We start from the raw sequence: 20,990 nt of genomic DNA, 5'->3' as shown, positions 1-20,990 counted from the left end.
TTACATTTATTACCTCCCTTATTGGAATTTTAATGCTCAACGATCTCCAGTTAAACAGTATTTTAGAAGACTTTGATGTTGCTTATTGGAAAATCAATGTCTTCTCGAAAAAGATTTCCTGGTCTCCTCACTTCAATCATCTCGTAGGAGATCCAGACACAGGAGGTGACCATTTTGAGTATTTTCTCAATAACATTCTACACAAAGATTACCGGTATGACTTCAGGGAGCATTTTGAAGATCTTACCACTCATTCTAAACCTTTTAATGCTGAAGTCCGCATCAAGCTGGAGAACGGAAAATACCGTTGGTTCGAATGCAGGAATTTAAAGAGCGACGAAGGTGCTTTTGGCGATACAGCCATACTCATGTTTGTGAACATTCACCAGGCAAAGAGAGACGAATATACCATTGAAGAGAATTTCTTCTACTATCACGAAACTGCCGAAATGACCTCTACGGGTGGCTGGTATTACGATGTGACTTCGGGCGCTGTGTACTGGGATAATGTAACGAAAAAGATTTTAGACTGCCCTTTAGACCATGAGCCCAAGCCCGAAGATAAAATGCGTTTCTATGCAGAAGATCACCGGGAAAAAGTGACAGGCATGTTCCATAAATGTTCAAAATATGGGATCCCTTTCAAGGTAGAGATTAAAATGCGTACCTTCCACAACAGGGAATTCTGGGTGAGGGCCACTGGCAAGCCGGTTTACAATAACGACCAGGAAATTATTGGGATTCGGGGTGTCTTCCAGGATATAGATGAGCAGAAGACCAACGAATTGAACCTGCAAAATTCCCTGGATATTATAGCATCCCAAAATTCCAGATTATTCAATTTTGCACATATAGTATCTCACCAGCTACGGTGCCATAGCAGTAATTTAAACCTCATCTCTCAACTTCTTGAAGAGTCAAAATCTGTTGAAGATAAACTTGACCTGCTTATCAATGTAAATGACATTTCAAAAAATCTCGAAAAAGCAATTGTTGAGCTCAATACAATAGTTACAAAACAGAACAACCTTAAAAAAGAACGCCGGGTGGTGAAATTTAAAGATGCTCTAGATGTAGTTATCGCCTCTGCCCATTCTCTTATCAAGAGAGAAAATGCGGAGATCATCGCCGAATTTAATCAGTTGAACGAAATAAATTACATTTCGGAATATCTGGAGAGTATTTTGCTAAATTTGATCACCAATGCCATTAAGTACAGGTTCGAAGGCAGAAAACCAGTGATCTTTATCCAGACCTACAAAGAGAATGGAGAAAACATTCTTGAGATAAGCGACAACGGGATGGGAATTGATCTTGATGAGCACGGGGACAAAATGTTCGGAATGTACAAAACCTTCCACCGGCATCCCGAAGCAAACGGAATAGGCTTATTTATTACCAAAAATCAGGTAGAAACAATGGGTGGAAAAATTTCTGTGACCAGTACTGTGAATATTGGCACCACTTTTAAAATTACTCTCTAATTCTATGGATCATCCAATAGAACTTGCCTGTATCATTGACGATGACAGGATCTATGTTAACCTGGTAAAGAAGATCATCGAGATCAAAAAGCTTTCCCAAAACCTTATCATCTTCAAAAATGGCAAAGAAGCGCTTGATTACTTTAAAGCTATTCTCGGGAACATAAGTGAAAACAGGCTGCCCGATATCATTTTTCTAGATCTCAATATGCCGGTGATGGACGGCTGGGAATTTCTTAGTGAATTTGTAAAGATCAAGAATAACTTCAATAAGAAGATAACGCTGTATGTAGTAAGTTCTTCAATAGATCCCAGGGACCTGCAAAGGGCTAAATCCTTTAACCTGGTTACAGATTACCTGATCAAGCCCATAGAGCTAAAACAATTTGAGAAGATCTTTGATCAGGACGTCGCTTAATTAACGGTTTCTTCAGACTGTTCCTGCTCTTTTTTATCCTGCGGAAAAACTTTCTTGTTAAAGATGATCAATAGGAAAAAACCTACAGTAATGGCAGAGTCGGCGATGTTGAATACAGGCTCAAAAAAGGTAAAATACTCACCTCCCCATATTGGAAGCCACTCGGGCAGGTAACCAGACCATAAAGGGAAATACAGCATATCTACAACATGGCCGTACAACATAGGAGCATAACCTCCTGCTTCGGGCATAAAATCGGCTACCTGATTGTAGCTGTGCTCGAAGATCACTCCATAAAAAACTGAATCTATAATATTACCCACGGCCCCTGCAAAGATCAAAGCTATGGCAGTGATAAGCGTCCTTGATCCATTTTTTCTCACCGAATCCCATAACCAGTAGCCAATAAAGGGCACCGCAATTAACCGGAAGGTGGTAAGCAGTAATTTCCCGTACTCGCCGGGAATCTGGGCGCCCCACGCCATGCCTTTATTCTCCACAAAAAGAATCCTGAACCAGTCAAAAACCCTTATTTCATCTCCCAACATAAAGTGGGTTTTAATATAGAATTTTGAAACCTGATCAATTAAGAGGATCACAACTATAAGAGCAGAAGCTTGTTTTAAGGACATTGAAAGTTTTTTAAGCGGAGTAAAAATACTAATATTATTTAGTTTCAGTAAGCTTTATATCCCCGTTAATACTGGTTAATACCATATCGTGAACTCCATCGGGAACTTGTGGTAAATTCACAGTGCCATGCCTTGTTTTCGCCTCCACATTCACCTTGCTCACCGTTCCCAGGATGTTCCCGTCATAAGTATTGATCACTGCTTCCCCGCTGAAATCGCTAAGGTAACAGGAGCCATTCTTCAGCTCAATAAATACCGACTTATACCTGCCCGAAAGATAGACACTGGCTGTGTTAGAATTTATCTGCAGCAGCATACCTTCAGGTATTTCGAGGTCAACTTCCATAGAAAAAACTTTATGGGCACTCAGTTTGTCATAACCACTCTGTAAAATTTCCCTGTAGCGGGAGCTCAAAAGAAGAGTATTGCCTTCAAGTTTGGTGTCGAGACTAATCTGGTTGAAGTATTCCCCTTCTGTTTTGGTCTTAATCTGTATCTCTTCTGTAGTGCTTGCTTTAATATTGATCCTGTAAATCTCGTCACTGGACAAAACGATTTTGTCAAGGTGAGCTGAAGCTAAAACATCCTGCGTCACCTTCTGCGCACTTGCCGAAAGAGATAGTATAAAGAAGAAGATAACGAGATAAAATTTCATAGCGGGAGAAAAACAAAAAACGCTCCAAACCTAACGGCAGGAGCGTTTTTTATCATGAGATAACATCACAGTTTATCGCTGCATGTTTTTTGCCTCAATACTAAGGGTAGCATGAGGAACCAGTTTTAATCGCTCTTTGGCAATCAGTTTCCCGGTAACTCTACAAATTCCGTAGGTTTTGCTCTCAATGCGCACAAGGGCATTCTTCAGGTCACGAATAAATTTTTCCTGGCGAATGGCCAGCTGCGAGTTAGCCTCTTTGCTCATTGTTTCACTGCCTTCTTCAAAAGCCTTGAACGTAGGAGAGGTGTCATCTGTACCATTGTTCCCGTCGTTCATGTAGGCGCTCTTGTAAAGTTCCAGCTGCTCCTTTGCCTTCTCAATTTTGGCAAGGATCAGTGTCCTGAATTCCGCCAGCTCTGCATCGCTGTAGCGTTCTTTTACTTCTGTTGACATAGTTCTTAATGTTTTTTAATTAACAACCTTGTGGTCACTTCATCAAAAGAAACTTCCAGTCCGTTGTTCACTTCTTCTGCTAAGTCGAGATTTGCAGTGAGGGTTTCGGTTTTAATATATTGAATATTTTGTTGAACAGCATCCTCGACAGTGCCGTCCTTTTGTAGGGTCACATCTATTTTATCTGTCACTTCAAAGCCAGAATCCTTACGCATATTTTGAATGCGGTTCACCAGCTCTCTCGCAATCCCCTCTTTCTTGAGTTCATCAGAAATGGTGATATCTAAAGCAACAGTAATATTTCCGGAGTTAGCCACTAACCAGCCCTCAATATCCTGGGAGGTTATTTCTACATCTCCGCTTTCTAATGTAAGCGAATTCCCGTTAATATCAACTTCAATTTTTCCGTCGCGCTCAATTTTTTTGATGTCTTCTGCGGAAAAACTATTGATCTTAGCCGCTACCTGCTTCATGTCTTTTCCAAAACGGGGGCCCAGAACTTTAAAATTAGGCTTGATTTGCTTTACCAGGATGCCCGAAGCATCATCAATAAGCTCAAGCTCCTTCACATTCACTTCAGATTTGATGAGCTCAGCCACTGCCGCAATTTCCTTCCTTTGCTGCTCATCCAGAATAGGGATCATCACTCGCTGTAATGGCTGGCGCACTTTGATCATCTCTTTTTTCCGAAGCGAAAGTACAAGCGAAGAGATGGTTTGCGCTTTTTGCATTTGACGCTCCAGCTCCTTATTCACATAACTGTGATCTACCTCGGGGAAATTCGCTAAATGTACCGACTCAAAACTCTCCTTCTGAGTGGCTTTTTCAAGATCTTTGTACAACCTGTCCATAAAGAAAGGCGCCACGGGAGCTCCCAGCTTGGCTACGGTCTCAAGACAGGTGTAAAGCGTTTGATAAGCCGAGATTTTATCGGTGCCGTACTCGCCTTTCCAGAATCTTCTTCGGCACAATCTCACATACCAGTTACTCAAATTCTCCTGTACAAATTCTGAAATTGCCCTTGTAGCCCTGGTAGGCTCATAATCGGCATAGAATTTATCAACATTCTCAACGAGCGTGTGCAATTCTGAAAGTATCCAACGGTCTATTTCTGGTCTTTCTTCCAATGGCACATCGGCTTCGGAATAAGTGAAATTGTCAATATTAGCGTACAAACTAAAGAATGAGTACGTATTGTAGAGAGTTCCGAAGAATTTACGTCTTACTTCTGAAATTCCTTCAATATCAAATTTTAAGTTGTCCCATGGGTTGGCATTAGAGATCATGTACCAACGGGTAGCATCGGGCCCAAAAGCAGCAAGGGTTTCAAAAGGATCTACGGCATTACCGAGACGTTTGGACATTTTTTGCCCGTTCTTATCGAGTACAAGTCCGTTAGAAACCACATTTTTATAAGCCACATCGTCAAAGGTCATGGTCGCTATGGCGTGCAGCGTATAGAACCATCCCCTGGTCTGGTCAACACCTTCGGCAATAAAATCGGCTTTACGCCAGGTTTTTTCAACTTTTTCGGCATTTTCAAAAGGATAATGCCACTGCGAATAAGGCATAGAACCTGAATCGAACCACACGTCGATAAGATCGGCCTCGCGTTTCATGGGTTTTCCTGAACCTGATACCAGTACAATCCCGTCAACCACATTTTTATGCAGGTCAACTTTATCATAGTTGTCATCGCTAAAATCTCCAGGCTGGAAGCTTTCAAAAAGATCGGCTTCCATAAAACCGGCCTCTACAGCCCTGCTCATTTCCTGCTTCAGCTCTTCAATAGATCCTATGATCTTTTCTTCCTGCCCGTCTTCAGTCCTCCAAATAGGTAGCGGGATCCCCCAATATCTGGATCTTGAAAGGTTCCAGTCATTAGCGTTGGCAAGCCAGTTTCCAAAACGGCCTTCGCCGGTAGATTTTGGCTTCCAGTTAATTTCTTTGTTCAGTTCATGCATCCGGTCTTTGACCTCTGTGATCTTGATGAACCAGGAATCAAGTGGATAATATAAAATTGGCTTATCAGTTCTCCAGCAATTAGGGTAACTGTGAAGGTATTTTTCAACTTTAAAAGCCCTGTTCTCTTCTTTTAATTTGATGGCGATCTCTACATCTACCGACTTTTCGGGGGCCTCGCCATCATTATAATATTCGTTCTTGACATATTTGCCTCCAAACTCCTTTAACTCGGGCCTGAATTTTCCCTGAAGATCTACCAGTGGAACAAGATTATCATTCTCGTCTTTTACGAGCATTGGCGGCACCTCAGGGTTTGCCTGCTTTGCAACCATAGCATCATCGGCTCCAAAAGTAGGTGCGGTATGAACAATACCGGTACCGTCTTCGGTGGTAACAAAATCCCCAAGAATTACCCGGAAAGCATTTTCGGGATGTTCATACGGCTGCGCATAAGGCATCAACTGCTCATACCTGCTTTCTGCAATTTCCTTACCGGTGAAATACTTACCTGTCAAAAATGGTATTTTCTTATCCCCTTCTTTGTACGCCTGCAAAGCCTCTTCAGAATCCACTTTCTGGAATTTCTTATCAAACTGCTTTTCGGCCAGGTCTTTTGCAACTATAACAGTAATAGGTTGAAAAGTGTACTGGTTATAAGTTTTAACCGTCACATATTCTATCCTGGGGCCAACTGTAAGGGCGGTGTTTGATGGGAGCGTCCATGGAGTGGTGGTCCAGGCAATAAAGAACAATTCGCCTTCAATTTCGGAAAGAAATGCGGGTAGAGTTTCTTTTTTCGCCTTAAACATAGCAGTAACCGTGGTATCGGTCACATCCTGGTAAGTACCGGGTTGGTTTAGCTCATGCGAACTTAGGCCTGTTCCGGCTTTTGGGGAATAGGGTTGTATGGTATAGCCCTTGTAAATTAGGCCTTTTTTGTAAATCTGGGAAAGCAGCCACCAAACGGACTCCATATATTTGGACTTGTAGGTGATATATGGATCATCCATATCTACCCAGTACCCCATTTTTTCGGTAAGGTCGTTCCACACATCGGTATAACGCATCACAGCATTTTTACACGCCTCGTTATACTCCTCTACACTTATCTTTTTCCCAATATCTTCTTTGGTGATACCAAGTTCCTTCTCAACGCCAAGTTCTATAGGCAGGCCGTGGGTATCCCATCCTGCTTTTCGCTTTACCTGGTAACCTTTTTGGGTTTTGAACCTGCAAAAAATATCTTTAATGGCACGCGCCATGACGTGGTGAATTCCGGGTAGACCGTTTGCTGAAGGTGGCCCTTCAAAAAAAATAAACGGCTCTTCTCCATCTCTTGAAGTTATACTCTTCTCAAAAATGTCATTTTCCTTCCAGAATTGCAGAATTTCTTCGGCCACTTTTGGCAGGTCAAGTCCTTTATATTCAGGGAACTTTGCGCTCATCATCTTGTTCTTTCAAAATAGTTGCGCGAAAATAATGATTTTTAGTAAATCGAGTGGTTTAAAATTGGAAAACCTGAAGACGAGCTGATTTTTGTCAGTTCTAAATTATTTAAAATCTGAAGCTTATACTAGAAGGAGTAGTGCAGGGCAAGGATCAGGTTCCTGCCGGCAGCCGCCACTCCCGATGAGTACGTGCGGTAGCGTTGATCGGTAATATTTTCAAGGCTGGCAGTGACCAGCCACATTTTCCCTGCCTGGTATTGAGAACTAAAGTTAAGTGTATACCATTCAGGAGAATAAGGATCCCCATTTTCATCTATGGCATAAAGGTAGTCTTTGTCCCTTTCTGAAGGCGCCAGCTCAGAGGCACTAATCTCCCCATTGTACTCACTAAAAAGGTCAAACCTAAGCCTGTCTTTCTCCCAAACCAGGTGCACATTTCCAAAAAGAGGTGCTGCATGCCGCAAAGGTGCTGTTGTACCATCATCCTGCTCTTCCTCTCCTTCAGTAATACTCAATTGCGCCTTTAACTTCAGTTGTTCGCTAAACCTGATTTTTGCCCCGGCCTCGAATCCGTACACATGCGCACGAGCCGCATTCTGAATAGCCTGCACCCTGCTGGGTTCGCCGTGGTATTCAATTGTAGTTTCCCCATTGAGGTCAAAATCCCGCCGCACCAATGCATCCTCCAAAAGGGTGTAGTAACCGGCAAGATCGAACTTTACCACATTATCAAAGTTCAAGGCAAGCCCCAGCTCTGCGTTATAGGCTTTTTCGGGCTCAAGATTAGGATTTGGCACTACCACAAGGCCGGGAGCCGAATCAAAAATCTTCCCTACATCGTCTATATTGGGTGATCTAAAGCCGGTAGAAAGGTTGAATTGCCATCCAAAAATGTCATTTTGCTGCCAGTTTAATCCGGCACTTCCCGTTAAAGCCCCGGTACGCAAATTGGCATCTGAAAACGGAAAATCGTAAATATCCTCATCAAAAACAGCGTCTAAAAGAATGTAATTATATCTGGCCCCGGTTTGCAGAGTAAGGGAAGGATCAATTTCCCACTGCAAATTACCATAGGCAGCCAAAGATTGCCAGGTGGCATCATCGGGATATCTCGAAGTGCCGGCAGCCCACTCTCCGGTGAGGATGTTCTTTTCACTCCCTTGTGACCCTACTTTGTTGTACACATATTCTGCTCCGTAAGAAAGTGTGGTAAGGCGGAAGTTCTTTTCAAAATCAAGGTTAAGAGAATAAGCATCGACTTCTTCCTGCGTATGATAAAAGATGTCATCTCCAAAAGCACGGTCATTACGGCTCTCTTCAAAATATTGGTATGCTGCAGTCAGTTTAGCTTCATTATAGATTTTTCCATTCCCGACTTTATTAAGCTGAAAATTAGTTTGCAGCCATTCCTGTGGGCCATAATACCATTCGGCAGCTCTTAAAACTCCATTCTTTTTACGGTAAAGCCGGTCGTAACGCGGATAATCGGTAGTAGTTGAATAGATCATTCCGAGGGAAAAATTATATTCTTCATTGGGTTTGAACCTTATTTTCTGAAGTAGATTGAGCTGCTCATATCCCGTAGGTTTTTGCACCTGCAGATTGTCATTTTCTACCATCACATCCTGCCCGTTTCGCCTCACCACATAATTGGGGCGCAAATATTCTTCGGGCCCGTGGCTTCCCATGCGCATATCCCCAAAATCTGAATAAGAAGCACTGCTTAAAAATGCCCATTCCTTGAGGCCGTAAGACAAATTGAGATGCCCGGTTTTCTCATTATTGGCAGTGGCATACCGGCTGTAAACGCGACCGGAAAGATTTCCTCCTTTTGCCACCGAAAAAGCAGGAGAAAGGGTGAGAAAATTGATCACGCCACCAATAGCGTCGCTCCCAAAAACTAAAGATCCGGGGCCGGGAACAACTTCGGTCCTTTCAACCGAAAGTGGATCTATAGAGATCACGTTTTGCACATTACCACCCCTAAAAATGGCAGTATTCATACGAACCCCGTCTACAGTGATCAACAACCTGTTGGTTGCAAACCCCCTAATCATTGGGCTGCCGCCACCCAGCTGACTCTTTTGAACATATACCTGCCCGGTACTCTCCAGTAGATCGGCTGAAGTTTGAGGTGCCGCGGTAAGTATATCTTTCCGGTTAATGGTGATCACCTTTTGGGGGACCATGTTTCGGTTCTGCTCAAATTTTGAGACGGAAAGCAATACTTCTGAAAGTTCATTTTTAGTAGATGCCAAATATACTTTTCCTTTCTTCTGAAGGATTTGCCGCTTGGTAGCATGAAAATCTGAATGCGAAACATGCCTGAAGAAGATGACTTCATTAGAAGAAAAACCTGAAATATTGGCCTCCCCGTTAAAACCGGTAAGAAGGTGTTTCGACTTATCCTTGTTAAAAACTGCAACATTGAAAACAGGCTCTCCTGTTTCTTTATCAAGCACCGTAATTTCCTGAGCTGAACAAACAGAAAAAAGCAGGAAAAACAGGGCTAAACCAGAGTAAAGTCTCATTATGAATTATAGATTTCATTCATTACCGCAAGAGACTTTGGCTTGTGAAAACCCTGAAGGTGAATTTCGTAATATTTCAAAAGCATTAAAAGAAATCCCGAACGGGTGATTTGGTTAAGTTTAATGGCAGAAAGCGCATCAAAGTCTGTGCCTAACAGGCGCTGTAAAAGCACCACGTTTTCATCATTTATGCAATCTGGATTAGTCTCCACATCCTGAAAAGTACCATCTACAAGATTAAAAACCGGCGCATCCTGTTGATAATCATCGGGGTAGAACCCAAGATAACGGCTAAGCTTCAGCAGAAAAAGCAAATGAAAATTTACCGTACTGCTATGGGTGTCAAACCATTCAAGACTCGTCTCGAGAAAATTGTAAAGGGCCGGGTTAGCTTCCTCCTCCTTAATGGCATTTTTGAGCACTTCAGAAAGGAACATCACCACACTGGCTTTCACCACATTAGTATGCAGACTTTGATAAACTTTACCAAGTTTAGCTTCCTTCATGTACTCCATCGTACCCTTGTCTTTGTGATTGGCCACAATTTCAAGCTGGGTGAGCGGCTGAAAAAGTGAGGCTTTGAATTTGCCTTTTTTAGACTTTAGCACTCCGCGTAGCAGGTAAGTCTTTAAACCGCTTTGCAGGGTGAAACATTTCACAATAAGATCGGCTTCCCCGTACTTTAAGGCGCTAAAAACAATTCCTTTGGTTGTGATCAACATGTATTACTGGTCTTTCAGGAGAAAACAGGTTTCAAAAATGCCATTTTTAAGAGGTAATAATTACTTCAGCTTACCTGTCAAAAATGGCATTTTTAGCAGTTGTTCTTCAGAAGCAATAAATGTAAGCTAAAAAAAGAAAAAGCCGCAAAAGCAACCTTTTCAGAATTTATTTCAGCAAAAGTTTATACAACTCCCTGCGCTAGCATGGCGTCGGCTACTTTTACGAATCCGGCGATGTTGGCTCCTTTTACATAGTCAACGTAACCGTCTTCATTTGTACCATATTTCACACACTGGGCATGAATATCGTTCATGATTTGTTTAAGTTTTGAATCTACTTCTTCTGAAGTCCAGTTGAACCTCAGGGAGTTTTGAGACATCTCAAGTCCTGATGTTGCAACCCCACCGGCATTTGAAGCTTTACCTGGCGAAAAAAGGATCTTAGCCTCCTGGAAGACGGCAATAGCTTCGGGCGTACAAGGCATGTTGGCACCCTCACCTACAAGGATACAGCCATTGTTCACAAGAGCGCGTGCGTCATCTTCCTGCAGCTCGTTTTGTGTTGCACATGGCAGCGCAATATCACACTTCACATTCCACGGAGTTTCTCCTTCAAAGTATTCGGCATCCGGATATTCGTTGAGATATTCTTTGATCCTGCCTCTTTTCACGTTCTTAAGGTCCATGATGAAAGCAAGTTTTCCGGCGTCAATTCCGGTTTTGTCATAAATATACCCTGAAGAATCGGACATAGTTACTACTTTCCCACCCAGCTGGGTAGCTTTTTCAGCAGCATACTGGGCCACGTTTCCGGAACCTGAAACCACTATAGTCTTACCTTTAATAGAGTCTTCTTTGGTCTTCAGCATATTTTCGGCAAAGTATACGTTCCCGTAACCTGTAGCTTCGGGACGAATTAAAGACCCACCGTAAGAAAGGCCTTTTCCGGTAAGCACTCCCGTAAATTCATTGCGAAGTCTTTTGTACTGCCCGTACAAATATCCTACTTCACGCCCACCTACTCCAATGTCTCCTGCAGGCACATCTGTATTTGCACCAATATGACGTTGCAATTCGGTCATAAAGCTCTGGCAGAACTTCATCACTTCATTATCTGACTTTCCTTTAGGATCAAAGTCTGATCCTCCTTTACCACCGCCCATAGGCAGGGTTGTAAGGCTGTTTTTAAACACCTGCTCAAAAGCGAGGAATTTCAAAATAGAAAGGTTTACGGAAGGGTGAAAACGAAGACCACCTTTGTAAGGCCCAATGGCAGAGTTCATCTGGATCCTGAAACCACGATTCACCTGTACTTCGCCGTTGTCATCTATCCAGGGCACACGAAACATGATCACGCGCTCTGGTTCGACCATACGTTCCAGTAATTTTTTATTTTGATACTTTTTATTTTTTTCAATGAATGGGATAACAGTTTCAGCAACTTCATGAACCGCCTGTAAAAACTCGGGTTCATTACTATTCCTTTTTGAAACGCTATCTAGAAATTCTTTTACATTTTGTTCCATGGTTTTGGCTAAAATTATATTAACGAAAACGTTTTATACGATTCGATGCAAATATACATTATCTGCAAAATTTAGCCTTGAAATTTTTGTTATTCCTTTTATAATTAATCATTTTCTGTAAGCCCCATAATTCCAATTTTCCTTAAGATGTTTTTATATATTTGCTCGTATCGCAATTTTCTATATGGCCAACATTCTCAAATCTTTAATGCTGGGTTTGTTCCTTTTTTTCTTCGGAAAAGGAACTGCTACCGCACAGGTGGGAATGGTAGGCCAGGAAATAGGTATAGTGGCGGGACCGGTAGCCTATTTCACCGATTACGGTTTGCGCTGGAATTTTGAAACAAATTCATCTAACGTAGGTCTTGGAATAGGCCTGGTTTACTATCTCAACTTCGCATATAGGGCCGATTGTAATTGTTATGCCCGCTACAGTTATTTTAACGATCATTTTAGAGTTAGGGCCGAAATTGATTATCACCAGGGGGAGCTTAATCACTATGGGCCTCTATCTCAAAAAGCAAGTACCGGTGGTGAACAGCTGCGTTCAATGATTGGAGAAGTAAAGGTTTATGAAATGGGCGCCCATCTTGAATACTACCCGCTTAGCATTAGAGATTATACAGCTTTTGCCTATCCCATTGCCCCTTATGTAAGCCTTGGTTTCAACTTTGTGGGTTATGATCCTAATACTTATTCAACCCTGGGGCCACTTGATGAAAATATTTTCCCCACTTTTAAAGGCTATGTAAGCCAGGAAGAAGGCTCTACCTGGGGCGTGACCCTAGGCGCAGGATTCCGTTACAGGCTGGCAGTCTCCAGCGATTTGGTGATGAATATGCAGTGGCGGTATTACGACACCGACTGGCTGGATGGACTTAATCACGACAACCCCCAAAACAAATTTAACGACATGATGTTCTGGTTAAACTTCGGGTATATTTATTACCTGAATTTTTAATTAGACGGTAGACTGTAGACGGTAGGCGGGAGATTTACTGAGAGTTAGAAGCAATTATTATAGACAGGAGTGTAAATAGTTTGCTGTACTATTTAAGCCCAAATTTCTTAATCGATCAAGAATTTCAAATTCATCTAAATCAGGATTTGTTCTATTTAGAACAAGCTTTTTAAATGCTTCAACTGCTTTTTCTGGATTTAGGTCAATTATATCAGTTAAAAACTCATCACTAGATTTAGCACTTAAACCAAAAGATGCCAGGTAATCTTCAGGAAAATCCTTCAGGTTTTCAGTTACAATTATATTAGCATTAGTCTTTATAGCTGCAGCTAAAACGTGTCTGTCTTTCTCATCGGGTAATTCTAAGCTTGTTATTAGTTGCTCATAATTATAAACCATTGCGTCAGGAAATGCTCTATTAGCTATATTAATTCGTTTGGTTATTTCTTCTTCTGGAATGCCTTTTCTTCCCATTACATTAATCTATTCATCAAAAATATGTTGACTCCATTTTGGAGTAAACAATTCATAATAAGCAAACCAAAACATTAGGTCCCTAATTAGTAGAGGATAAATCAACATTGGTGTCTAAAACACAAATAAACCTAACACTATGAATCATATAGACCAGATTCTTCGTCTGACTTCATCATTTGAATAATTAAATCTTCCTGCTCTTTCTTCATTCGATCTTTATAATTAGAAACATCTTCAAATTTTACTCTTCGATGTTTGCCAATTTTTGTGAATGGGATTTCCCCTTCCTCTAAGAGTTTTACAAAATGAGGCCTGGAACAGTTTAAAAATTCTGCTGCTGCCTGAGTCGTCATTTCAGCAGCGATAGGTACTACAGAAATGGGTTTTCCCTCACCCATTGCTTTTAAAATTTTGGCTAAGAGTTTTAAGGCTTTAAGAGGAATTCTTATTTTATCTTTGGTTTCTTCTACCTCAATTTCAGGAGATTTATCTCTGATTTCTTTCAACACCGCTTCCAGCGCATTATAAGATTCAAATGCCGCAGTCTGTTCTAAAAAAACCTTTGATGGTCTCTTGATATTTTTTAATTCTTCCATTGCTTCAGGAGATTGATTACAAATAAATTTAATCGAAATAAACGAAAATGTTTAACAAACACTGTGGCTAATAATGAATATTAAAATTTCGAAATAGCTTTCAAAAATGACATTTTTGACCGCTTATTCTAAAGCCTGCTTAAGGTCGTTGATGAGGTCTTCTTCATCTTCAATCCCTACACTTAATCGAATCATGGAATCTACTACCCCGGTCTTTTCCCGCTCTTTCTTTGGAATAGAGGCATGGGTCATGGTGGCTGGGTGACCCGCAAGAGACTCCACACCGCCAAGGGATTCGGCCAGCGTAAAAACCTTCAGCTTTTCTACGAACTTCACAGCGCTTTCCATAGTTCCTTCAGCAGTGGTGAATGAAACCATTCCGCCGAAACCGCTCATTTGTTTTTTTGCAATTTCGTGATTAGGATGATCTTGAAATCCCGGCCAGTACACATTTTCAACCTTTGGATGCCCTTTCAGAAATCTTGCTACAGCTTCTCCATTTTCACAATGCCGCTGCATACGCAGGTGCAGGGTTTTGATGCCGCGCAGCACCAGGAAACTGTCCTGCGGCCCACACACCGCCCCGCTGGCATTCTGGATAAAATATAATTTTTGGGCAAGTTTTTGATCTTTTACTACCAGGCTCCCCATGATCACATCACTATGCCCGCCCAGATATTTTGTAGCACTGTGCATTACAATATCGGCACCCAAATCCAGAGGCTGCTGCAAATATGGGGTTGCGAAAGTATTGTCTACCGCCAGCAACAGCCCGTGCTTTTTGGCAATTCCGGCCATGGCTTCTATGTCAATGATATTCATCATTGGGTTGGTTGGAGTTTCCACCCAAATCATCCTGGTATTCTCATTGATATATTGCTCAATGTCACCGGCATTTTGCATGCTCACAAACCGGAATTTAATGCCCAACTTTTCAAAAATTCCGGTAAAAAGCCTGTACGAACCACCATATAGATCGTTGGTAGAAATGATCTCATCGCCGGGGCCAAAAAGCTTTAGCACCGCATCTATAGCGGCAAGGCCCGAGCCAAAAGCAAGGCCAAAATTGCCATTTTCAAGACTGGCAAGAGATCTTTCGAGCGCAGCGCGGGTAGGATTGCCGCTCCTGGAATACTCAAAACCTTTGTGGCCTCCCGGAGTATCCTGCCTGTAAGTGCTTGTCTGGTAAATAGGCGGCATTACAGATCCATAAGCAGGGTCTGTGTTCTCCTGGCCTCCATGAATGGTTTTGGTATTGAACTTCATTTTTACATTTTATTTAAGATACAAAAGTAGTATTGACTTTGGGCTTTCCCAAAATAGCCCGTACCTTTCAGATCAGTTTAACATCAAGAATTTATGTTCCGCAATTTATTATCCCTTTTCTTTATGGCACTGGTCTTTACAGGGTGTAAACAAGACAAAGAAGAAGAAGAAAAACCGGTAAAAAATTCAGCCCCTTTGAGCTTTCAAAAGGAGAGCCTGGTTAGAAAGGCCGGAGAACACTGTGATACGGCCGATTATGATTGTTCTATCATCGCGCTGGACGTGGTGAGGGCCAAAGGTGCTTCGGAAGTTTCAGAAAAGATAAACCGCAGGCTTGACGAGCACACCATTGGGCTGGTTGCTACCCAGGAAAATCCTGATATTGCGAATCTCGAGGAACTGGCTGAAAAATTCCTGAAAGACTATCGCGAGGCTGCCGAAAATTTTTCGGAAGAACCACCATGGGAAGCATACGTAGATCAAAAGGTGTATATGCAATCTGACAGCCTGATCTCTATTGGTATAACCACCGAGATCTTTAGCGGCGGCGCCCACGGCTATAAAACCCTTACTTTTCTTAATATTGATCCTGCCACCGGGAAAAAGTTATCCAAAAATGACATTTTTGAAGAGGATTTTTCTCCATTCGTAGAGCAAAGGTTTCGGCAGGAACAGGGAATTCCGGAAGATGAAAACATCAACAGCACAGGTTTCTGGTTTGAAAATGAAACCTTCAGCCTGCCCGAAAATATTGGCTTTTCCGAAGAAAAAGTGATCCTCATATACAACTCTTATGAGATTGCTCCTTATGCAGCCGGGGACATCGTAATGGAAATTCCGCTGCAAGAAGTTCGGCCTTTCATGAAGATTGAATAATTTTACCCCATGAAGAAAATCTATTATCTGTCTACCTGCGATACCTGCAAAAGGATTCTAAAAGAACTCGACCCACCTGCTGATTATGAACTGCAGGACGTGAAGAAAGCACCTCTTACTTTAGACCAGCTTCAGGAATTAAAACACAGAGCGGGCACTTATGAATCTCTTCTTAATAAACGGGCGAAAATGTACCAGGAGCGGGATTTAAAGAATAAACAACTCTCGGAAGAAGATTGTAAAAACCTCATTTTAGAGCATTATACTTTTCTTAAACGGCCGGTAATTATTAACGGACAAAAAATCTTTATTGGCAATTCCAAAAAGGAAGTCTCTGCCGCAAAAGCTGCGCTAAGTGAATAGCAGACTGCTGGCTATTCTCGCAGCCATTGGTGCCGGCACTATTTATGGTATTAACCACACGGTAGCCAAAGGTTTGATGCCTGTTTACATCCAGCCATTTGGTTTTATCCTGCTGCGGGTAACAGGAGCTGCTATTTTGTTCTGGCTTATTTGTCCGTTGGGGCCCAAAGAGAAAATCGCCACCAGCGACTGGCCGCGACTGCTTGGTTGTGCCGTGCTGGGAATGTGTATTAACATGCTGTTCTTCTTCAAAGGCCTTAACCTCACAACCCCAATCAACAGCTCGGTGATCACCACCATCACCCCAATTATCGTGCTGGTGCTGGCTGCCATTCTTATCAAAGAAAAGATCACCCTGCTAAAAACGGCAGGGATAATAACAGGGCTTGCCGGGGCACTTGGTCTCATACTTTTTAGCAGTAGCGAAGTAAGGAACGCCAGTAACATTCCGCTGGGAAACTTCCTGGTGCTTATTAATGCCACTTCTTACGGACTTTACCTCATCCTGGTAAAGCCGCTTACCAGCAAGTATCACCCGGTCACCCTAATGAAATGGCTTTTTACGATGGCCGTTATTATCAATTTGCCATTCACCCTGAAGGAATTCACACAGGTGGAATGGAGCAGCCTGCCTACCGAAGCTATTTTTGGGATGAGCTTTGTTGTTGTGGGAACCACTTTTCTCACCTACCTGCTCAACGTATATGCACTTAGACAGCTAAGCGCCTCCACCATAAGCGCTTTTGTGTACTTACAGCCCCTTATTGCGATTATTTACGCAGTTTCAACGGGGGCCGATTCCCTGAATATGCTCAAAATAGTGGCGGCACTTCTAGTCTTTGCAGGGGTTTATATGGTTACTCGAAAGCCTAAACCTAAGCCTGCAGCATAGCCGGATCTATATCTTTTGGCTTCTTGCCATACCTCCTGGTGTCTTCACGGGTTAGGATCTTGAAATCTTCGGTATGAGAAAGATGATTGATATTGTCAAACAGCTCTTTAGGAAGACCTGTCAATTTGCGTTCTTTCAAGTCTATCCAGCCGCCCATCATTTCACAACTGGCAAAGTTTCTGCCCTTTTGATCGTAAAAATCATGTATGAATTCAAAATACATTCCGTCTTCAGAAAGGCCTTTTAATTGCAGGGATACAGTTACCGGCTTACCTGCAAAAACTTCTTTGAAGTATGAGATATGTTCATAAAACACCACCGGCCCCAGGTTGTGCTGCGCCATTTCTTTTTGTCCGAAGCCATTTTCCATTAGAAAACTCATTCGGGTGTGGCTCATAAAATTTATATAGGCAGTGTTGGCCAAATGCCTGTTTGCATCGATATCACTCCATCTTATTTCAAAACTCTTCTTGTACATTTTTCAAATTTTGAGATAAAATTACAAATTTATACTATGCATGCATAACGAATTTTTCTTTCATTTACAGTTCTAAAACCTTACACGCTCGATGCCCATAGTAGAAAGCACATATAAACCTCCAATGATCTTCAGGAATTATCACGTCTCAACCGTGTATTCTGCCATGATTAGACGGGCACCTGTAGCGCAGCAGCGCGAGCGGATAAACCTTCAGGATGGGGATTTTCTTGATCTTGACTGGAGCTTTTCCGAAGAAAGATCAGAAAAAGTACTTATAGTAATTCACGGGTTGGAGGGCAGCGCAAAACGCCCTTACGTTACCGGGCTGGCAAAATATTTCACCCAAAAAGGCTGGGATGTTGCTGCTGTGAACCTTAGAGGTTGCAGCGGCGAGATCAACCGCCATTTCAGGTCTTACCATGCCGGGGCCACCAATGACCTTCAGGAAGTGGTGGAGCATATTCTGAAGAAAAATAAGTATGCTACAATGGCCTTTAACGGCTTTAGTCTTGGCGGGAATTTAATGCTGAAGTACCTTGGCGAAGACAGGGAAATTCCGAAGCAACTCAAAGCAGCAGTGATGGTCTCGGTGCCCTGCGACTTACATGGCAGTTTGAAACAACTCGAGAAGAGGGAGAATTTTCTCTACGCAAAACGCTTCCAGATCAAATTACAAAATCATTTACGCCAGCGCGCACAGCATTTTCCCAACCAGTTAACCACTGAAGAAATCAACGCCTGTGACAGCCTGTTAGACATTGATGACCTTTATACCAGCAGGGCCCATGATTTTGAAAATGCGCTAGATTACTACCACAAAAACAGCTCCCGTCGTTTTCTTAAAAATATTGGAGTGCCCACCCTGCTTATAAATGCTAAGAATGATGGCTTTTTATCTCCCGCCTGCTATCCTTTTAAAATTGCTGAAGAAAGCAAATATCTTTACCTGGAAACGCCTGAGTATGGCGGAAATGTAGGATTCATGCAAAACAAACCGGAGACCTATACCGAAGAGCGCGCATACCAGTTCATACATTCCCACCTCTAGCCACTTTTCTTTGTACCGCCTTGAATTTGTTTATCTTTGTGCATCAATAAAATTACCGTATGATTCAGTCCATGACCGGTTTTGGAAAAAGCGTTTTACAGCTGCCTTCCAAAAAGATCACCGTAGAGATCAAATCCCTCAACAGCAAAAATTTAGATTTAAATGCGCGCATCCCATCCCAGTACAGGGAAAAGGAGTTGCAGCTACGCAATAAAATTTCACGGGAACTCACCCGCGGAAAAGTTGATTTTTCGGTTTATGTTGAAGTTACAGGAGAAGAAACCAGCTCGGCAGTCAATGCGGCTGCAGTGAAAAAATACATGAATCAGTTGCGGGAGATCTACCCGGCATCCGATAGTGACCTTCTTCAAATGGCAGTGCGTATGCCCGATGCCTTTAAGACGGAAAGAGAAGAAATTGATGAAGATGAATTCAAAGCTATAGAAGAAGCCGTTGATGAAGCACTTAGAGAGATCAATGATTTTCGCTCGGCTGAAGGGAAAGTACTCGAAGATGAACTGGAGCAAAGAGCCGGAAACATTCAGGAGCTGTTGCAAAAAGTAATTGCCATGGATCCCGAAAGAATTGCCGGGGTGAGAGAACGCCTGCAAAAAGGAGTAGCCGAACTAAAAGAAAACGTTGACCAGAACCGCTTTGAACAGGAGTTGGTCTTCTACATCGAGAAATTCGATATTACCGAAGAAAAGGTGAGGCTGGAAAACCACATGGACTATTTTCAGAAGACGCTTGGATCATTAGATTCCAACGGGAAAAAACTCGGTTTCATCTCTCAGGAGATGGGTCGTGAGATCAATACCATTGGCAGCAAATCAAACTATGCACCCATGCAGCAACTGGTGGTGCAAATGAAAGACGAACTGGAAAAGATCAAAGAACAACTTCTAAACGTACTCTAATGGCTGATGGCAAATTAATCGTTTTTTCGGCACCATCAGGATCGGGAAAAACAACTATAGTAAAATACCTGCTTGCCCAGGAAGAACTAAATCTTGAATTCTCCATCTCTGCAACCTCGCGTGAACCAAGAGGTACAGAAGTGCACGGTAAAGATTACTACTTTTTGGACCTTAAAGAGTTCAAAAATAAGATCAAGAACAACGAATTTTTGGAATGGGAAGAAGTTTACCGCGATAATTTCTACGGAACGCTTAAGAGTGAAGTTGAACGCATTTGGTCGCATGGCAAAAATGTCATTTTTGACATCGATGTGGTGGGCGGGCTCGACATTAAGAACATCTATCCTGAAAAAACCCTGGCCGTATTCGTAAAACCACCAAGTATTGAGGAGTTAAAGATTCGGCTTAAAAAACGGGAAACTGAATCCATGGACAAGATCAATATGCGGGTAGCAAAAGCTTCTATCGAGCTGGCCACTGCCCCGCAGTTTGATCATATTATTGTGAACAACGACCTCAACACGGCTTTAGAAGAAGCATACACCCTGGTTTCAAATTTTGTGGGAGCTACTAAAGTCTCAAAAAGGTGAAAAAAAGAGTCGGGCTTTTTTTTGGCACTTTTAACCCGGTACACGTTGGGCATCTTATTTTGGCCAATCACCTGCTACAGTATTCAAATCTCGATGAAGTATGGATGGTGGTAACACCACACAACCCCTTCAAGAAGAAAAGCAGCCTCTTAAATAACCATCACCGATTTGAAATGGTTTGGCAGCTGTGCGAAGAATATCCCGGAATAAAACCGAGTGATATTGAATTCAATCTGCCACAGCCCAATTACACGGTGTACACCCTGGCACACCTGGAAGAAAAATATCCGGGTTACGATTTTGTATTGATCATGGGAGAAGATAACCTGAAGAGCTTCCCGAAGTGGAAAAACTATGAGGTTATTCTCGAAAGGCATGATATCCTGGTGTACCCCAGATATTCTGAAGGAGAAAATCATCCCGAATTGCTGGAGCATACCAGAATTACCCTTACCGATGCCCCAAGAGTAGAAATTTCATCCACTTTTATAAGAAATGCAATTAAAGAGGGAAAAGATGTGCGGCCTTTATTACCTCCCACAGTTTGGAAGTATATTGATCAAATGAACTTCTACCGCTAAAAAAAATTGCCTCCGAAGCTTAAGCTTCCGGAGGCAATCCTCACTAACTAACCAACCAAAAAAGAAAACTCTTCTTTTAATTATAATCTTTCTTATATCATAACG

At 42.2% G+C, this 20,990-nt stretch carries 21 protein-coding genes; 10 read left to right on the top strand and 11 right to left on the bottom strand.

What is annotated here, in order from left to right; translation table 11 throughout:
* Positions 1-32: 32 nt before the first annotated feature.
* Positions 33-1,484, top strand: coding sequence for an ATP-binding protein (locus V5739_RS08960; protein WP_423817881.1), 1,452 nt, complete (start codon positions 33-35; stop codon positions 1,482-1,484).
* Between the two features lie 4 nt (positions 1,485-1,488).
* Complete coding sequence (locus tag V5739_RS08955) at positions 1,489-1,902, top strand: response regulator (protein ID WP_266068085.1); 414 nt, start codon at positions 1,489-1,491, stop codon at positions 1,900-1,902.
* On the opposite strand, the gene V5739_RS08950 is transcribed toward V5739_RS08955, so the two are convergent.
* From V5739_RS08950 to gdhA, 7 genes are all read right to left on the bottom strand, one after another.
* On the bottom strand, positions 1,899-2,534 hold the full coding sequence (locus tag V5739_RS08950; protein WP_423817880.1) for a lipoprotein signal peptidase: 636 nt from the start codon (positions 2,532-2,534) through the stop codon (positions 1,899-1,901). The genes V5739_RS08955 and V5739_RS08950 overlap by 4 nt on opposite strands.
* Before the next feature lie 34 nt (positions 2,535-2,568).
* Entirely contained in the window at positions 2,569-3,189 is a 621-nt protein-coding gene (locus V5739_RS08945) for a hypothetical protein (RefSeq protein ID WP_423817879.1), read from the bottom strand.
* 72 nt (positions 3,190-3,261) lie between these two features.
* Complete coding sequence (locus V5739_RS08940; RefSeq protein ID WP_097054928.1) at positions 3,262-3,645, bottom strand: TraR/DksA family transcriptional regulator; 384 nt, start codon at positions 3,643-3,645, stop codon at positions 3,262-3,264.
* Between the two features lie 5 nt (positions 3,646-3,650).
* Positions 3,651-7,055: an isoleucine--tRNA ligase gene (gene ileS / locus V5739_RS08935; protein WP_423820462.1), complete on the bottom strand. Its 3,405-nt coding sequence runs from the start codon at positions 7,053-7,055 to the stop codon at positions 3,651-3,653.
* 128 nt (positions 7,056-7,183) lie between these two features.
* Positions 7,184-9,589, bottom strand: coding sequence for a TonB-dependent receptor (locus V5739_RS08930; protein WP_423817878.1), 2,406 nt, complete (start codon positions 9,587-9,589; stop codon positions 7,184-7,186).
* On the bottom strand, positions 9,589-10,311 hold the full coding sequence (recO, locus tag V5739_RS08925) for a DNA repair protein RecO (RefSeq protein ID WP_423817877.1): 723 nt from the start codon (positions 10,309-10,311) through the stop codon (positions 9,589-9,591). The genes V5739_RS08930 and recO overlap by 1 nt, the downstream gene beginning before the upstream one ends.
* Before the next feature lie 182 nt (positions 10,312-10,493).
* On the bottom strand, positions 10,494-11,837 hold the full coding sequence (gdhA, locus tag V5739_RS08920) for an NADP-specific glutamate dehydrogenase (protein ID WP_423817876.1): 1,344 nt from the start codon (positions 11,835-11,837) through the stop codon (positions 10,494-10,496).
* A gap of 184 nt (positions 11,838-12,021) precedes the next feature.
* Between gdhA and V5739_RS08915 the strand changes: the two genes are divergently transcribed.
* Positions 12,022-12,798 (top strand): THC0290_0291 family protein, encoded by a 777-nt coding sequence (locus V5739_RS08915; RefSeq protein WP_423817875.1) that lies wholly within the window; start codon positions 12,022-12,024, stop codon positions 12,796-12,798.
* A gap of 57 nt (positions 12,799-12,855) precedes the next feature.
* On the opposite strand, the gene V5739_RS08910 is transcribed toward V5739_RS08915, so the two are convergent.
* The 3 genes from V5739_RS08910 to V5739_RS08900 form a co-directional block, all read right to left on the bottom strand.
* Entirely contained in the window at positions 12,856-13,272 is a 417-nt protein-coding gene (locus V5739_RS08910) for a PIN domain-containing protein (RefSeq protein WP_423817874.1), read from the bottom strand.
* 137 nt (positions 13,273-13,409) lie between these two features.
* On the bottom strand, positions 13,410-13,871 hold the full coding sequence (locus tag V5739_RS08905; protein ID WP_423817873.1) for a helix-turn-helix domain-containing protein: 462 nt from the start codon (positions 13,869-13,871) through the stop codon (positions 13,410-13,412).
* A gap of 123 nt (positions 13,872-13,994) precedes the next feature.
* The gene (locus V5739_RS08900) at positions 13,995-15,137 is read right to left on the bottom strand and encodes a cystathionine gamma-synthase (RefSeq protein WP_423817872.1); all 1,143 of its coding nucleotides are present in this window, start codon (positions 15,135-15,137) and stop codon (positions 13,995-13,997) included.
* Between the two features lie 93 nt (positions 15,138-15,230).
* Between V5739_RS08900 and V5739_RS08895 the strand changes: the two genes are divergently transcribed.
* The 3 genes from V5739_RS08895 to V5739_RS08885 are packed head-to-tail and all read left to right on the top strand — an operon-like array spanning position 15,231 to position 17,268.
* Positions 15,231-16,013 (top strand): DUF3298 domain-containing protein, encoded by a 783-nt coding sequence (locus V5739_RS08895; protein WP_423817871.1) that lies wholly within the window; start codon positions 15,231-15,233, stop codon positions 16,011-16,013.
* Between the two features lie 9 nt (positions 16,014-16,022).
* Entirely contained in the window at positions 16,023-16,376 is a 354-nt protein-coding gene (locus tag V5739_RS08890; protein WP_423817870.1) for an arsenate reductase family protein, read from the top strand.
* Complete coding sequence (locus tag V5739_RS08885; protein WP_423817869.1) at positions 16,369-17,268, top strand: DMT family transporter; 900 nt, start codon at positions 16,369-16,371, stop codon at positions 17,266-17,268. Before V5739_RS08890 ends, V5739_RS08885 begins: the two co-directional genes overlap by 8 nt.
* On the opposite strand, the gene V5739_RS08880 is transcribed toward V5739_RS08885, so the two are convergent.
* A complete protein-coding gene (locus V5739_RS08880; protein ID WP_423817868.1) occupies positions 17,252-17,746 on the bottom strand; it encodes an acyl-CoA thioesterase in 495 nt (164 codons plus the stop codon). The two genes, V5739_RS08885 and V5739_RS08880, sit on opposite strands and share 17 nt — an antisense overlap.
* Positions 17,747-17,837: 91 nt before the next feature.
* Here V5739_RS08880 and V5739_RS08875 point away from each other — a divergent pair, with 91 nt between their 5' ends.
* From V5739_RS08875 to nadD, 4 genes are read left to right on the top strand one after another with little or no spacing between them, the layout of a single operon-like run.
* On the top strand, positions 17,838-18,797 hold the full coding sequence (locus V5739_RS08875; protein ID WP_423817867.1) for a YheT family hydrolase: 960 nt from the start codon (positions 17,838-17,840) through the stop codon (positions 18,795-18,797).
* A gap of 59 nt (positions 18,798-18,856) precedes the next feature.
* Entirely contained in the window at positions 18,857-19,714 is an 858-nt protein-coding gene (locus tag V5739_RS08870) for a YicC/YloC family endoribonuclease (RefSeq protein ID WP_423817866.1), read from the top strand.
* Positions 19,714-20,304: a guanylate kinase gene (gmk, locus tag V5739_RS08865; protein ID WP_423817865.1), complete on the top strand. Its 591-nt coding sequence runs from the start codon at positions 19,714-19,716 to the stop codon at positions 20,302-20,304. Before V5739_RS08870 ends, gmk begins: the two co-directional genes overlap by 1 nt.
* A complete protein-coding gene (gene nadD / locus V5739_RS08860; RefSeq protein ID WP_423817864.1) occupies positions 20,301-20,885 on the top strand; it encodes a nicotinate (nicotinamide) nucleotide adenylyltransferase in 585 nt (194 codons plus the stop codon). The genes gmk and nadD overlap by 4 nt, the downstream gene beginning before the upstream one ends.
* Positions 20,886-20,990 lie beyond the last annotated feature (105 nt).

Origin of the sequence: Salinimicrobium sp. TIG7-5_MAKvit (assembly GCF_049569215.1) — a bacterium.
In the GTDB taxonomy this organism is placed as follows: Bacteria; Bacteroidota; Bacteroidia; order Flavobacteriales; family Flavobacteriaceae; genus Salinimicrobium; species Salinimicrobium profundisediminis.
Note: the sequence above shows the minus strand (reverse complement) of the source record. Positions and strands in the feature narration are given on the sequence as shown.

What these genes read in the sequence shown, in the direction of transcription:
- V5739_RS08960 (WP_423817881.1), top strand. Translation starts at nt 33, where the DNA reads ATGCTCAACGATCTCCAGTTAAACAGTATTTTAGAAGACTTTGATGTT.
- V5739_RS08955 (WP_266068085.1), top strand. Translation starts at nt 1,489, where the DNA reads ATGGATCATCCAATAGAACTTGCCTGTATCATTGACGATGACAGGATC.
- V5739_RS08950 (WP_423817880.1), bottom strand. Translation starts at nt 2,534, where the DNA reads ATGTCCTTAAAACAAGCTTCTGCTCTTATAGTTGTGATCCTCTTAATT.
- V5739_RS08945 (WP_423817879.1), bottom strand. Translation starts at nt 3,189, where the DNA reads ATGAAATTTTATCTCGTTATCTTCTTCTTTATACTATCTCTTTCGGCA.
- V5739_RS08940 (WP_097054928.1), bottom strand. Translation starts at nt 3,645, where the DNA reads ATGTCAACAGAAGTAAAAGAACGCTACAGCGATGCAGAGCTGGCGGAA.
- ileS (WP_423820462.1), bottom strand. Translation starts at nt 7,055, where the DNA reads ATGAGCGCAAAGTTCCCTGAATATAAAGGACTTGACCTGCCAAAAGTG.
- V5739_RS08930 (WP_423817878.1), bottom strand. Translation starts at nt 9,589, where the DNA reads ATGAGACTTTACTCTGGTTTAGCCCTGTTTTTCCTGCTTTTTTCTGTT.
- recO (WP_423817877.1), bottom strand. Translation starts at nt 10,311, where the DNA reads ATGTTGATCACAACCAAAGGAATTGTTTTTAGCGCCTTAAAGTACGGG.
- gdhA (WP_423817876.1), bottom strand. Translation starts at nt 11,837, where the DNA reads ATGGAACAAAATGTAAAAGAATTTCTAGATAGCGTTTCAAAAAGGAAT.
- V5739_RS08915 (WP_423817875.1), top strand. Translation starts at nt 12,022, where the DNA reads ATGGCCAACATTCTCAAATCTTTAATGCTGGGTTTGTTCCTTTTTTTC.
- V5739_RS08910 (WP_423817874.1), bottom strand. Translation starts at nt 13,272, where the DNA reads ATGGGAAGAAAAGGCATTCCAGAAGAAGAAATAACCAAACGAATTAAT.
- V5739_RS08905 (WP_423817873.1), bottom strand. Translation starts at nt 13,871, where the DNA reads ATGGAAGAATTAAAAAATATCAAGAGACCATCAAAGGTTTTTTTAGAA.
- V5739_RS08900 (WP_423817872.1), bottom strand. Translation starts at nt 15,137, where the DNA reads ATGAAGTTCAATACCAAAACCATTCATGGAGGCCAGGAGAACACAGAC.
- V5739_RS08895 (WP_423817871.1), top strand. Translation starts at nt 15,231, where the DNA reads ATGTTCCGCAATTTATTATCCCTTTTCTTTATGGCACTGGTCTTTACA.
- V5739_RS08890 (WP_423817870.1), top strand. Translation starts at nt 16,023, where the DNA reads ATGAAGAAAATCTATTATCTGTCTACCTGCGATACCTGCAAAAGGATT.
- V5739_RS08880 (WP_423817868.1), bottom strand. Translation starts at nt 17,746, where the DNA reads ATGTACAAGAAGAGTTTTGAAATAAGATGGAGTGATATCGATGCAAAC.
- V5739_RS08875 (WP_423817867.1), top strand. Translation starts at nt 17,838, where the DNA reads ATGCCCATAGTAGAAAGCACATATAAACCTCCAATGATCTTCAGGAAT.
- V5739_RS08870 (WP_423817866.1), top strand. Translation starts at nt 18,857, where the DNA reads ATGATTCAGTCCATGACCGGTTTTGGAAAAAGCGTTTTACAGCTGCCT.
- gmk (WP_423817865.1), top strand. Translation starts at nt 19,714, where the DNA reads ATGGCTGATGGCAAATTAATCGTTTTTTCGGCACCATCAGGATCGGGA.